13 protein-coding genes are annotated in these 13,963 nt (G+C 40.9%); 9 read left to right on the top strand and 4 right to left on the bottom strand.

Translation table 11 applies throughout. The features are described from left to right. The first annotated feature begins 93 nt into the window (after positions 1 to 93). Positions 94 to 459, top strand: coding sequence for a nitrous oxide-stimulated promoter family protein (locus HWV01_RS21170; protein WP_211673360.1), 366 nt, complete (start codon positions 94 to 96; stop codon positions 457 to 459). On the opposite strand, the gene HWV01_RS21165 is transcribed toward HWV01_RS21170, so the two are convergent. Then, positions 440 to 1,270, bottom strand: coding sequence for an NAD(P)H-binding protein (locus tag HWV01_RS21165; protein ID WP_211673359.1), 831 nt, complete (start codon positions 1,268 to 1,270; stop codon positions 440 to 442). The genes HWV01_RS21170 and HWV01_RS21165 overlap by 20 nt on opposite strands. A 97-nt stretch (positions 1,271 to 1,367) precedes the next feature. Here HWV01_RS21165 and HWV01_RS21160 point away from each other — a divergent pair, with 97 nt between their 5' ends. The 8 genes from HWV01_RS21160 to HWV01_RS21125 all read left to right on the top strand — a co-directional run bounded on the left by HWV01_RS21160 (position 1,368) and on the right by HWV01_RS21125 (position 10,493). After that, complete coding sequence (locus tag HWV01_RS21160) at positions 1,368 to 1,838, top strand: hypothetical protein (RefSeq protein ID WP_211673358.1); 471 nt, start codon at positions 1,368 to 1,370, stop codon at positions 1,836 to 1,838. 158 nt (positions 1,839 to 1,996) lie between these two features. Further along, on the top strand, positions 1,997 to 3,946 hold the full coding sequence (locus HWV01_RS21155) for a DNA topoisomerase III (RefSeq protein WP_211673357.1): 1,950 nt from the start codon (positions 1,997 to 1,999) through the stop codon (positions 3,944 to 3,946). Between the two features lie 147 nt (positions 3,947 to 4,093). Then, the gene (gene msrP / locus HWV01_RS21150) at positions 4,094 to 5,116 is read left to right on the top strand and encodes a protein-methionine-sulfoxide reductase catalytic subunit MsrP (protein WP_211673356.1); all 1,023 of its coding nucleotides are present in this window, start codon (positions 4,094 to 4,096) and stop codon (positions 5,114 to 5,116) included. Positions 5,117 to 5,118: 2 nt separating this feature from the next. Further along, the gene (gene msrQ / locus HWV01_RS21145; RefSeq protein WP_211673355.1) at positions 5,119 to 5,697 is read left to right on the top strand and encodes a protein-methionine-sulfoxide reductase heme-binding subunit MsrQ; all 579 of its coding nucleotides are present in this window, start codon (positions 5,119 to 5,121) and stop codon (positions 5,695 to 5,697) included. A 157-nt stretch (positions 5,698 to 5,854) separates the two neighbouring features. Continuing rightward, complete coding sequence (locus HWV01_RS21140) at positions 5,855 to 6,028, top strand: periplasmic nitrate reductase, NapE protein (protein WP_067048346.1); 174 nt, start codon at positions 5,855 to 5,857, stop codon at positions 6,026 to 6,028. Between the two features lie 48 nt (positions 6,029 to 6,076). Then, positions 6,077 to 7,270 carry a pentaheme c-type cytochrome TorC gene (torC, locus tag HWV01_RS21135; RefSeq protein ID WP_211673354.1) on the top strand — a complete coding sequence of 398 codons (1,194 nt, stop codon included), beginning with the start codon at positions 6,077 to 6,079 and terminating at the stop codon, positions 7,268 to 7,270. 13 nt (positions 7,271 to 7,283) lie between these two features. After that, positions 7,284 to 9,800: a trimethylamine-N-oxide reductase TorA gene (torA, locus tag HWV01_RS21130; RefSeq protein ID WP_211673353.1), complete on the top strand. Its 2,517-nt coding sequence runs from the start codon at positions 7,284 to 7,286 to the stop codon at positions 9,798 to 9,800. 123 nt (positions 9,801 to 9,923) lie between these two features. Then, positions 9,924 to 10,493 (top strand): YaeQ family protein, encoded by a 570-nt coding sequence (locus tag HWV01_RS21125; RefSeq protein WP_249185396.1) that lies wholly within the window; start codon positions 9,924 to 9,926, stop codon positions 10,491 to 10,493. Positions 10,494 to 10,590: 97 nt separating this feature from the next. Here the strand turns inward: HWV01_RS21125 and HWV01_RS21120 are convergent, their stop codons facing one another. From HWV01_RS21120 to HWV01_RS21110, 3 genes are all read right to left on the bottom strand, one after another. Beyond that, on the bottom strand, positions 10,591 to 11,502 hold the full coding sequence (locus tag HWV01_RS21120) for a DUF808 domain-containing protein (RefSeq protein ID WP_211673352.1): 912 nt from the start codon (positions 11,500 to 11,502) through the stop codon (positions 10,591 to 10,593). A 107-nt stretch (positions 11,503 to 11,609) separates the two neighbouring features. Further along, positions 11,610 to 12,311 (bottom strand): spondin domain-containing protein, encoded by a 702-nt coding sequence (locus tag HWV01_RS21115; protein WP_211673351.1) that lies wholly within the window; start codon positions 12,309 to 12,311, stop codon positions 11,610 to 11,612. A 157-nt stretch (positions 12,312 to 12,468) separates the two neighbouring features. Beyond that, positions 12,469 to 13,851 carry a DEAD/DEAH box helicase gene (locus HWV01_RS21110; RefSeq protein WP_211673350.1) on the bottom strand — a complete coding sequence of 461 codons (1,383 nt, stop codon included), beginning with the start codon at positions 13,849 to 13,851 and terminating at the stop codon, positions 12,469 to 12,471. Between the last annotated feature and the right edge of the window lie 112 nt (positions 13,852 to 13,963).

The raw sequence follows: 13,963 nt of genomic DNA, 5'->3' as shown, positions 1-13,963 counted from the left end.
CTGAATTTATACAAGACTCATTTTATTGTTGAACCAAGAGATTAACGGATTTATTGAACCGTTAAGTTGGCGAACAGATAAAATAGATATACGATGAAAACAGTTACTGAAACTTTAGCGCAGCCACGTTTAAACCGTGAAATGCGCCTGCAAAATGCAATGATCACTATGTATTGTAAACAGCATCATGTTTACCAAGGTAAAGTATGTCGTGAATGCGAACGTTTACAACAAATGACCGCGCGTAAACTAGCATTTTGTGAGAGTGGTATAGAAAAGCCCACCTGTGTAACCTGCACAGCTGTGTGTTATACCCCTGTTGTCTCCAAACAAGTTAAGACTATTTCTCGTTGGGGCCGCCTGCGTATTTGGTTTCGTCACCCTGTTCTCATGTCACTATATTGTTTTGATAGTCTCAAACCAAGTCAAATGCCAAAACCTAAATTACTAAATCTGTAGCTGACTGATGTGTAAATTGGTAGTTTAATCGTTGCTTTAACTTTTCGTTGGCAATGATGCAATGTGGTTTGCTGTTCTTAGTTGTAAAGCTTGGAATCGTAATACCCAGTTGTTTGGCTGCTTGTTGATAGAATGTTTGTCTGCTGGGATGGTGATCGCAACAGGCATTGAATACTTCTCCCCAACATTCTTGTTTGATCACTTGATGAATGACCCCAACCGCATCATGTTGATGAATTAGGTTTACAGGCGATTCTCCCGCATCAAAGATATGACCGTCGGCACTCTTTTTCGATAAACTTTTTGTTGGATTCCTATCTTCGCTAATAAGCCCAGCAAAGCGGATAATGGTGTAATCAATATTTTGTTGTTGCTGAATTAATTGTTCTGCCGCATACACAGTACTGTTTGGATTTAAGAGTGATTTTTCAGTCAATGCTTGGTCTGTTTTTTGATATATGCTGGTGGAACTAATAAAGATCAATTTACCCACTTGGTATTCTTTGAGTAGTGCTAACAATTGTTTAATTTGTACCACTAATGGTGAGCTTGCATGATTACCTCTACTGGCTGGTAACAGACAAATGGCAATATTTTTATTGCTTAATAAGCTTTTCCAATCACCTTGTGGTTCATTGCTAAGGGTGGCGCTTACTGCAGGGATACCTTGAGAAACTAAACTTGCTGCTTTTTCGGTATGGCTACAACTGACTGTAAGCGGATAGTCTTGCGATAATAACTGTCGTGCGAGTGGCTTACCTAACCAGCCCGCACCTATGATTGCAATTTTCGGTTGTGTATTTGTGCTCATATCCGTTGCCTGTATTATCAAGTTAGATACAAGCGTAGCGATTTTTGGTTATAATAGCGATTGATAATCTGTCGTAACATAAACTAAAGAGAAAACCATGAGTAGATTTATAGATAGCTGGGCTATCGTGCATATTGATGATTCTTATAATGCATCAGTATTAGGTAGTAGAGGCACTAAGCTACACTGGTGTAATGGCCGTGAAGAAGCCATTGAGTTTATTTATGATGAGTATCTCGCTATTCTGGCTGATACTGGCGAAATGGACGAAGAGTTAGTTTATGCCGCGAAAGAGCGCTTTGAAGTACTACAAGAACAAACGCAATCTGATGCAGAGTGGATCGAGCACGTCAACGAACTAACCGTCGATTTACGCCATATTGTTTGGTTTGGCAGCATTGCAGAAATGGCTGAATTAAACAATGAATTTGCGTGTGCTGTGCGTGAAGTGTATTGGGAAGAATTTGGTGAGTATGATGAAGATGATCCAAGCGCATTTGTGCCTGAAGATGAATGGTTAAACCTTTCAGAAGCCTTAGTCGAATATTTAGGCCGCGCAATCGTATAATTTAATCACGCTGCTTATCGATAACAGATTAACGTATCAGTTTTCGTTTAATACGTTAATCTACTCTCATTTATCCTCCCAATTTTTAAGTCATAGACTTACACGTCGAAATTAGCTACATTAACTGTTTATTCATACAGTCCGTAATTGTTAACATCATGAAACTTTATATTGCCGAAAAACCCAGCCTTGGTCGTGCTATTGCCGATGTGTTACCTAAACCGCATAAGAAACAACAAGGTTATATTGAAGTCGGTAACGGTGATGTCGTGTCTTGGTGTATTGGTCATTTGCTCGAACAAGCAGAGCCGGATGCATATGATGAAGCGTTTAAAAAGTGGCGGTTAGAGCACTTACCTATCGTACCTGAAACGTGGCAACTGAAGAAAAAGCCCAATACCAGTAAACAACTGACCGTATTAAGAGGTTTGGTAAAAAAAGCGACCAGTCTTGTGCATGCAGGCGATCCTGACAGAGAAGGGCAATTGCTGGTGGATGAGGTGATTGAATTTCTAAAAACTCCAGCGAAAAAGAAAAATACCGCCCAACGCTTATTGATCAGCGACCTCAACCCTGCAGCGGTGAAAAAAGCGCTGAATAATTTGCAAGCCAACAGTGATTATATTCCCTTGTCTGTGTCGGCATTAGCGCGTTCGCGTGCCGATTGGTTATATGGCATGAATATGACCCGTGCTTATACTTTACAGGGCCAAAAAGTCGGTTACCAAGGTGTGTTGTCTGTCGGGCGCGTACAAACCCCGATTTTGGGTTTAGTGGTGAGGCGTGATATCGAGATCGCTAACTTTGTCAGTAAACCTTTTTATGAAGTGCTGGTGCATTTACAAACCCAGCAGCAAGAGATGTTCACCGCCAAGTGGAAACCGAGTGAAGCATGTCGTCCATATATGGATGAAGACGGTCGGGTACTGGTCAAAAAATTGGCTGAAAATGTGGTCAGTCGCGTCCAAGGTCAAATGGGCGAAGTCACTAAGTTGGAAAAGAAAAATAAACAGCAAGCAGCGCCACTGCCATATAATTTATCTTCACTGCAAATTGATGGTGCTAAACGTTTTGGTATGAGTGCGCAACAAGTATTAGATACTTGCCAAGCTTTGTACGAACGACATAAGCTCATTACTTACCCGCGTTCAGACAGTCGTTATTTACCCAAGGAACATTACGGGCACCGTGGTAGTGTGATTAACGCAATATCCAAAACCAGTGGGTCATTGCAGCAAGCAGCCTTAAATGCCGATCAAAGTTTACGGAGCAAAGCTTGGAACGACAGTAAAGTTGAGGCCCACCATGCCATTATCCCGACCGAAAAAAGCAGCAGTGTCGAGCGTCTTAATAGCAGTGAAAAAAACATTTATGAATTAGTCGCAAGGCAATATTTATGTCAGTTTTATCCACCTTATGAATATGCGGACACGGTTGCAGAGATAACTATTGCGGGTGGTTTGTTCATCGCTAAAGCCAAAATGACCTTAAAACAAGGCTGGAAAATATTATTTCCGAAATCAGCAGGGAGTAATGCCAAACAAACTGAAGCTGAGAAAGAATTGGCCGCGCAATTACCGACCATTAAAAAAGGTGAAGAGGTGTTATGCCAACACGCTGAATGTATTGAAAAACAAACTCAACCACCGAAACATTTTAGTGATGCCACTTTACTTGCGGCGATGACAGGGATCTCTCGTTATGTCAAAGACAGTGAGATCCGTAAGATCTTAAAAGACACAGATGGGCTCGGCACCGAAGCCACGCGTGCGGGGATTATTGAATTGTTATTTAGACGTAACTTCTTGGTACGTAATAACAAACTGATTTTATCCACGGACGCGGGTAAAGGCTTGATTAATGCCTTACCTGAATCGGCGACCTTACCGGATATGACTGCTCAATGGGAATCTGTACTTGATGGTATCAGTAAAAAAGAAGCCAGCTACCAGCATTTTATGGGCGGCTTATTGCAGCAGTTAGCAGGTATGATTGAGCAGGCTAAAGCAACGCTACCGGATGGTTTACGTGGTCTTTCAAGCGGCAAGCCCGCAGGTGGACGATTTAAGAAAAAACCAGCCAAAAAAAGGACTTATAAAAAATCATAATCGAAAACTGAGAGTTACTCCCGTATTTATATAAGGTTGTGCTGCATTTAGATCAAATTGTGCCGCTATTGTGATAACTCTGTGATGAACAATTTGCTTAAATAGCTCATGATTAGTATATGGGAAGTTAACCAAGCAGGTAACGGAATGATTATTAAATGTAAAAAAAAATCTCAAGCAAGTGAAAATGATGTTGTAGCGGAACCTGTTTATCAGCAACGTCGACAATTCCTCAAACAATTAGGCCTTGCTGGTGTTGGTTTAGCCGCTGCGAGTCCAGCACAAGCCAGCATCTTTGATATTTTTGATAGTGGTAAGAAAAAAGCCCACAGTCAGGCGTTTGTGCAATCGCCATTGACATTAATTGGCAGTAAAGATTACGCCGATGGTGAGATCTGGACGCCTGAGAAAAAAGTACTATCACATAATAATTTTTATGAGTTTGGCACGGCGAAAACAGATCCCCAAAAAAATGCCCAGAACTTTAAGGTCGAACCATGGACACTGACGATCACTGGTGCGGTGGAAAAAGAAATCACTTTAGGGTATGACGATTTATTTAAAGTGGCGGATTTGGAAGAGCGTATTTATCGCATGCGTTGTGTAGAAGCGTGGTCAATGGTGATTCCGTGGATCGGTTTTTCGCTAGCTGAAATTATTAAAAAAGCTAATCCAACATCAAAAGCTAAATATGTCGCGTTTGAAACCCTATATGATCCACAACAGATGCCGGGGCAAGCATCTTCTTATCTGGGTGGTAATCTGGATTGGCCCTATGTCGAAGGTTTACGTATGGATGAAGCGATGCACCCATTAACCATACTTTCTGTCGGTACGTTTGGTAAAACTCTTGCGCCACAAAATGGTGCGCCAATCCGCTTGGTTGTGCCGTGGAAATATGGTTTTAAAGGTATTAAATCAATCGTTAAAATCCATTTATTAGAAAAAGAACCACCAACTACGTGGAATCGTCTTGCTGCTCGTGAATATGGCTTTTATGCCAACGTTAATCCAGCTGTGGATCATCAGCGTTGGAGCCAAGCATCTGAACGTCGTATTGGAAATGGCAGTGTTTTTTCTTCTAAGCGTATAAAAACATTAGCTTTTAATGGTTATGATGAAGAGGTCGCTAGCTTATACCAAGGTATGGATCTGAAGAGGTATATCTAATTATGCCAGTGCTAACCTATAAACGTATGCCGTATCTAAAGGCTTATATTCATGTACTGGCCATTATGCCATTAGTATATCTCGGGTTAGCAATTAATGCTGATGCATTGGGTGGTGATCCAGTGCAAGCTGTGATCCATTTTTTGGGTAAAGGCGCATTAAATTTATTACTCGCCACCTTAGCTATTTCACCTTTGGCAAAGCGTTACAAAGAAGGGTTGTTGATCTCAACCCGTCGTCTGGTCGGTTTATACTGTTTCTTTTATGCAATGCTACATTTAGTTGCTTTTGCTTGGCTCGATTTAGGCTGGGATCTCGGTTTATTCTTCCAAGAATTGGTAAAACGCCCGTATATCTGGCTAGGCATGATCGCCTTTATAATTTTACTATTATTAGCATTAACCTCGCCAATGTGTGTACGTCGTAAAATGCAGAGGAATTGGCAAAAATTACATAATTTCATATACCTAGCTGCAGTATTAACCCCCGTTCATTATTATCTGTCGGTGAAGTCTGGCTGGATAGAACCCATTATATATGCTTTTTTAGTGATACTCCTGCTATCTAGTAGACGAAAATAGCGCACCGCTGTGTTTAGTTACAATTTGACACTAAAAAAATACTTATTTGTTTTATAAAGTAACCTTTCCTTGATCTGCTGCAATTAATCTTTCTTGACCTTGCTTTACACTGTCCTAAACTCTAATTTTATATATCATCTAGCTGCAGGAATTTGAGATGAAACAACAAGCAAGCAATGTAGAGGTCAAGAAAGTCGAGAAGAAGGCCGAATGGAAGTTATTTGTCTTCTTAACGGTGTTCTTATTTCCAATCCTCGCTACCGTTAGTGTATTTGGTTATGGGTTTGTCATTTGGATGAGTCATATCCTTTTTGGCCTACCTACGCATTAATCAAATTAATCAAATTAATCAATTACTCATTATCCAGGTATTACAGTAATGAAAAAATTATTCTCTATAATCGCTCGCTCTTGGCGTGTGTTTAATAAACCAAGTAAACATATCTCTTTAGGTGTTGTGACTTGTGCTGCTTTTATTGCGGGCGTTATTTTCTGGGGTGGTTTCAATACCGCGCTAGAAGCGACAAATCAAGAAGCATTTTGTATTTCTTGTCATAGTATGAAAGAAAATAACTATCAAGAAATTCAAAGTACGGTTCACTGGTCAAACCGTAGTGGTGTCCGTGCAACTTGCCCTGATTGCCATGTTCCTCATCGCTGGCAAAACAAAATCGCAGCCAAAGCGCGTGCGAGTAAAGACGTATTTGGTTGGTTATTGGGTACGGTGGATACGAAAGAAAAATTCGAATCTAAGCGTTTACACTTAGCGCAAAACGAATGGGCTCGATTTAAAGCCAACGGTTCTTTAGAGTGTAAAAACTGTCATGACTATAAGAGCATGGATTTCACCAAAATGTCTGAACGTGCGCAAGTACAAATGCGTAAAGCGGCTGAGCGTGATCAATCTTGTGTAGATTGTCATAAAGGTATTGCCCACCACCTACCTGAAATGGATACCTCTGCAATCAGTGAACTGGGTAAAATGGCGAAAGACCTAGAAGGTAACTCATTTGAAATTGGTAAAGAGTATTACTCTCTGGTGCAAACACCACTTTATAAAGATGATAAAGAACCTGAATATCTGGGCGTATTAACACCAGCGACTAAGTTTAAAGTTATCGCTGAATCTGGCAACCGCCTGCAAGTTGAATTAGTGACTTGGCATAAAGCTAAAGGTTACGGTCGCGTGCTGTACTTCGATTTTGCTAAAAATATTGTGCAAGCAACATTATCAAAAGAAGCATCACAAGATGAATCGCTATTCGTTCGTGGTGATAAGAAAGAAGATGATCTAACTGGTCTACCTTGGGAACAAGTAACGTTCACACTATGGGTTGATAAAAAAGGTTATGAAGAAAGCCTACAAAACATTTGGGATTACGCGAAAGACGCTTACCAAACCACATGTAGTGTTTGTCATACCCAACCAGCAGAAGCTCATTTTGATGCAAATACTTGGGTTGGTATGTTTGCCGGCATGCAAGGTTTTGTGAACTTAGATGGCGACACACATGACGTGATCTTGAAGTATCTACAAAACCATTCATCTGATTACAGCAAAGATGCTCATTAATTCAAAGAGAAGTATGACTATGTTTAATAAAGACAAAAAGTCTAAAAATGAAAATGTATCTGTCAGTCGTCGCTCCTTTTTAAAAGGTGTGATGGCGACATCAGCAGTTGCTGTGATTGGTCCTAGTTTATTAGTACCAAAAACAGCAAGCGCAGCGACAATGGCTGAGCGTGCTGAATGGAAGTTAACTGGTTCGCACTGGGGGGCGTTCCGCGCTAAGATCCACGGCGGTAAAGTTACAGAAGTTAAAGCGTTTGAATTAGATAAATATCCAACTGATATGCTGCAAGGCATTGAAGGTATTATCTATAGCCCATCACGTGTTCGTTACCCTATGGTTCGTCTCGATTGGTACCTGAACCGTGAGAAAAGTAACACAAAACAACGTGGCGATAATCGCTTCATCCGTGTTACTTGGGATCAAGCTCTAGATATGTTCTATGAAGAATTAGAACGTGTCCAGAATACCTATGGTCCATCTGGTCTACATACAGGTGCTAACGGCTGGCGTGCAACAGGTCAACTACATAGCTGTGGTAGCCATATGGCACGTGCAATCGCAATGCACGGTGCATCAGTAAAAGATGTAGGTGATTACTCAACGGGTGCTGGTCAAACAATTCTACCTTACGTACTTGGTTCGACAGAAGTATATGCACCGGGCACATCGTGGCCGTTAATCCTAGATAACAGTAAAACGATTATCTTATGGGCAACGGATCCAGTGAAAAACCTACAAGTAGGTTGGAACTGTGAAACACATGATAGTTTTGAATATCTAGAAGCGCTAAAAGATAAAGTTGCTGAAAAGAAAATTCGCGTGATCAGTGTTGATCCAGTGAAGAATAAAACGCAAAACTTCTTAGGTAATGAACACCGTTACATCAATCCACATACCGATGTTCCGTTCATGCTTGCTGTAGCACATACTATGGTAAAAGAAGATCTGTATGATAAGAAATTCTTAAATACTTATGCACTTGGTTTTGAAGAATTCTTGAAATACGTTCAGGGTGAAACAGAAGATAAAGTTGAGAAAACCCCTGAATGGGCAAGTGATATCTGTGGTGTCCCGGCTGATGAAATCCGTGACTTTGCACGTTTGCTCACCAATGGTCGTACCCAGTTGTTATTTGGTTGGTCAATTCAACGTCAAGAACATGGCGAACAGCCATATTGGATGGGTGCTGTATTAGCTGCCATGATTGGTCAAATCGGCCTGCCTGGTGGTGGTATTAGTTATGGTCATCACTATAGCTCTATTGGTGTACCTACCTCTGGTGCTGTTGGTGCGGGTTCATTCCCACGTAACCCAGACTCAGGTCAAAAACCTCGTCATGAAAGCAAAGACTTTAAAGGTGCTAGCTCAACTATTCCTGTAGCTCGCTTTGTTGATGCACTGAAAAATCCAGGTAAAGTAATTGATGCCAATGGTTCAAAAATTACTTTCCCTGATATCAAAATGATGATATTCACGGGTTGTAATCCTTGGCATCGTCATCAAGATCGTAACAACATGAAAGCAGCATTCCAGAAACTGGAAACTGTTATCGCGATTGATTACAACTGGACAGCAACGTGTCGTTTCTCTGATATCGTGCTACCAGCTTGTACGCAGTACGAACGTAACGATTTAGATATCTATGGTTCATACCGCGCTAAAGGTTTATTGGGTATGAAAAAGCTAGTTGACCCACTATTCCAATCTAAGACTGACTTTGAGATCTTTACTGAACTAACGAAACGTTGGGGCAAGAGTAAAGAGTACACTCAAGGTAAGAGTGAAGTGCAGTGGTTAGAGCAGTTGTATAATAAATCTAAAGATGCGAATGTTGGTAAGTGGGAAATGCCAGACTTCCACGAATTCTGGAAAGAAGGTTACTTCCACTTTGGTGACGGTGAAAACTGGACTCGTCATGCCGACTTCCGTGAAGATCCTGAAGTTAATGCATTGGGTACACCATCTGGTTTCATTGAAATTTACAGCCGTAAGATTGCGCGTTTTGGTTATGAGCACTGTAAAGGTCACCCTATGTGGTTCGAGAAAACTGAACGTTCACACGGTGGTCCAAAATCAGCTGAATTCCCAGTATGGATGCAGTCTTGTCACCCGAATAAACGTCTGCATTCACAAATGTGTGAATCAGAAAAGTTCCGTGCTACTTACACAGTCCAAGGTCGTGAGCCAGTTTACATGAACTCTGCAGATGCGAAGAAACGTGGCATTAAAGATGGAGACATCGTACGTGTATTCAATGACCGTGGTCAGTTGTTAGCGGGTGCGGTAGTTGATGATAACTACCCTGTGAATGTGATTCGTATTGAAGAGGGTGCTTGGTATGGTCCTGAAGATGAGAGCATCGGTTCACTTTGTACTTATGGCGATCCAAATAACCTAACATTGGATATCGGTTCTTCGGAACTTGCTCAAGCAACATCGGCAAATACATGTCAGGTTGAGTTTGAGAAATTCAAAGGTAAAGCGCCGGCAGTTAATTCGTTCGGTGGACCAATCGAAGTGGTTTCATAATGTTATAAAACATTAGTTAGTACGGTTCGATAAAGCCTAATAGTTGGCAGGTTGTGAAAGCAATTTGCGATTATTAGGCTTTTTTTTTGCCTTAAGCTTTCTTGCTCTAAAGACTGGTGTATCATGCCTGTCATATTCCCTTTATTAGTGACTTCCATGGCTTTAACAGCAACCATTTTAAAAGCAAAAGTATCAATCGTTGATCTTGATAATCATGTTTACCTTAATGATATTCCTCTGACCCTGGCTCAGCATCCATCTGAGAACGATAACCGTCTGATGTTACGCTTACTTGCTTGGATGCTAAATGTTGATGCTGAAGCTCGTTTAAGCTTTACTAAAGGCTTAGGCGAAGATGAAGAACCGGATATTTGGTTTAAGTCTGATATTGGTGTGATTGAGCAGTGGATTGATTTAGGTCAGCCATCGGACAAACGTCTAAAGAAAGCCAGCAATCAAGCAGAGAAGGCGACGGTTTATACGTACGGCGATCGCAGTGCTGCATTATGGTTTAAGAAAATAAAATACAGCGCAGATAACTTATCTATTCAGTTTATTAATGATGAAACGGCAGAGCAAATGGCGCAGTTATATAGCCGTAATATGGAGCTACAATTGATGATCCAAGATGGAGATATTCAAGTGTTATCTGGCGAGAGCTGTATTGCGATTAAACCTGAAGTTTGGTGTTAAGCCTTAGCGTTTAATACGAATATTGACTGATGAGTAACGACAGTGACACTGATGTATGATGGTGTCTTCATTATCGTTACTCATGCTAGTTATGTAGTTAGTTTCTTAGCTTTTGTATACCCGTAAACACCATCAACACAATAAAACCTGCCAGTAACCCCATTAAGCCATTAATTATCACAGGAATTACTCCCGCTACAATTGCATTATTTGCGAATGCATCAGGTAACATCGTCAGTAGTGTGTGGATAACATCGTGAGAGCCTGGAATACTGTGAATGACGATACTACCGCCAACAAGAAACATTGCAATTGTCCCGATCACTGCTAACGAACGCATTAGTTTTGGCGCGAAAGTCAGTAGTCCATTACCGAGGTAGTGTTTGATACTTTTTGCTTGGCTGTTATTAACGAGATATAAGCCGACATCATCCATTTTTACTATGGCGGCAACAAGACCATAAACGCCGATTGTCATAATTAAGGCAATTAAGCTTACTACAATTAGCTGGGTTGTTAATGACTGTATTTGTACCGTACCTAAGGCAATAACAATAATTTCGGCAGATAAAATAAAGTCCGTTCTAATTGCGCCTTTAACTTTTTTATCTTCAAATTCTTCAACGGATAGTCCCGTTAATCCATCATCATCACTATTATCTTCATGAGCGGATATGGATTTAGCATGATGGATTTTCTCAGCCCCTTCAAAGCATAAAAACAAGCCACCGATAAGTAATAATGGGGTAATTAACCAAGGTGCTACAGCGCTTATGAGTAGGGCAGCAGGTACTAAGATAGCTTTGTTCTTAAAAGAGCCTTTAGCAACCTTCCAAACCACAGGCAGCTCGCGATCTGCGCTTACCCCTGACACTTGCTCTGCGTTGAGTGCTAGGTCATCACCTAATACGCCCGCAGTCTTCTTTGCGGCGACTTTGGTCATTAGTGCCACATCATCCAATACCGACGCAATATCATCGAGTAGGGCAATTAAACTTAGTCCAGCCATATTCAAAGTCCTCATTAATAAATAGCAACTCCCAACGAAAAATCTGGCAGTTGCTTAGTGAATAACCTTGGATACATAGCTAGATAACTTAACTGATCAATACGTACTTAAGGCTTTAATTTAAGTGTAATAGTACCAATAAATGTACCATTGTCACGATGAACTCCATCGAAAAAGTTAGTATCTGCCGAATCTGTTGTAAGGCGTGTAATAACATCTTTGTTTATTTGAGGTGCATTAGCTGCAGTAAAAGTGTCTGCACTATCGCTGCCTGCATCATATACGCGTAGATTTAGGGTTAAATTATTCTTCCATTTATTATTTTCATATAGTTGCAAATTATCAATACCAATAAACCAGTCTGGGCTAGGTGCCAGCATAGATACGATTGAGAAGTAAGAATAATTGGTGTTAGCAGAGAAACTTAATGAAACCGAGTTGCTACCTGCAGGGATTCCAGCGCCGTCGACGATTTTATCGGCATCGTTATTGGTGATGTGCGTATTGATTTCATTTATTAGTGTGCCTTTTTCTCCCGTTTCGGCAACAACAATGACTCCAGGGCTAGCTAACTCAGAGCGTCTGAAAATATTAATTTGATTGTTGTGGGTAAGGCCTATTAAGCCAGAAAAGTGTGCTGTCGCGGGGTAATTTGTTGGAAAGTTAGCTGCACTCCAGTTGGAGTTAAAGGTAAGTTCGTAAACGACGTCATCGTTTGGGTTGATGTTATTTATACTGGAGGAGTTTGGGTCATCACAGCCTGCAAGCAGTATGGTTAAAAAAAGTAGTGGTATGTAGATAAACTTCATAATAGCCTCGATATTCAAATTAAATGTTAATTTAAATCTTAGCTATCGGTTGTCACATTTCTATCACAGCACCATTACTTTTATATCCATATATTTCATGGATACAATCTGCCTAATAAAAAGCCCGCAGATTGTGCGGGCTAATACAGTCAGATTGTTAATCTTCTTCGTGACCATCATCGATGATTTCAGCTCTTGGCTTTCTCTTCATCGGCGCGAAACCGCCATCCACGGCGCTTGCCATTGAATCACGCATAGCTTGTTTCTTATCTTGCTTAGGAGCCGTATTCTGCTTGTGTTTCGGTGCGTTTTTATCACCTTTACGCGCGAGTTTAGTTGGACGCCCTTTATTACTTTCTGGTAAACGTTTTTTCGCAGGTTTTGGTTTAAGGCCTTTAAACTTAGCTTCAAAACCTTCTAACATAGTGCAAGGCAGTTTAACTTTTAAGTAACTTTGGATCTTGCCAAATGAAGTCCAGTCTTTCGGGCTTACGAGTGAGATTGCAATACCTGTTGCGCCAGCACGACCTGTACGACCAGTACGATGGATAAAGTCTTCAGGGTTAATCGGTAAGTCGAAGTTGATAACATGGCTTAATGTACGAATATCAAGACCACGCGCGGCAACGTCTGTTGCCACTAAGACTTCAACACGTCCACGACGGAAATCTTCTAACGTACGCTTACGTTGATTTTGTAACATGTCACCGTGAATTGAAGTGGCATTGATACCGTTATCAACTAATAGTTTTGCGAGACGTTCTGTATCTAATTTTGTTGCTGTGAAAATTAGCAGCTGGCGATAGTCTTCGGTCTTAGCAAGATGAACTAATTGTTCTTCTTTGTGCGTCAGATTATCAGAGAAAAATAAACGCTGTTCAATTTTCTCATGTTGATCGTTTGAACGGTTAATCTCGATACGTTCTGGTGCACGTAATACTTGGTTACAAATATTAGCAACGTCAACGTGCTCTAGTGTTGCAGAGAACAGCATCGTTTGACGTTTTACGTTCGGTGCACTGTTTGAAATTGCAGATACATCATCACGGAAACCCATGTCTAACATACGATCAGCTTCATCCAGCACTAAGAATTCTAAGTGCTCAAGCGAAATTGATTTTTCACGAATATGATCAAGCAAACGACCTGGTGTCGCAATTAAGACTTCTGGATTTTTACGTAATAACTTTTCTTGGTGCTGGAAAGACTCACGACCAATAATCAGTTGGATTTGATAATCCAGACTCATACCCAAATGTTTCATGTTTGCATGCACCTGGATCGCAAGCTCACGCGTTGGCGCTAAGATCACTGCACGTACAGCGCGGTGCTCAAAACGACGCTGCTTTAACATACGTTGTAATATTGGCAGACCATAAGCAATGGTTTTACCACTACCCGTTTGCGATGTAGCCATGATGTCACAGCCACCTAAAATAAGTGGAATAGCTGCTTCCTGCACCTCTGTTGCTTGTTCAAATCCTAAATGCTCGATTGAACTGATTAAACGTGGGTCGATACCGAAATCTTGAAAGCGCAAAGAAGCTACCTCTTAAATAGAATTAAAATAATTGCTAGAAATTATTTAGGGGCGAGAACTATATAGGAGCACAGCTCAAATTCCAACCCTATTTTCTAGTGACTACTGAGTA

This window comes from Moritella sp. 5 (genome assembly GCF_018219455.1).
Lineage (GTDB): Bacteria > Pseudomonadota > Gammaproteobacteria > Enterobacterales > Moritellaceae > Moritella.
Note: the sequence above shows the minus strand (reverse complement) of the source record. Positions and strands in the feature narration are given on the sequence as shown.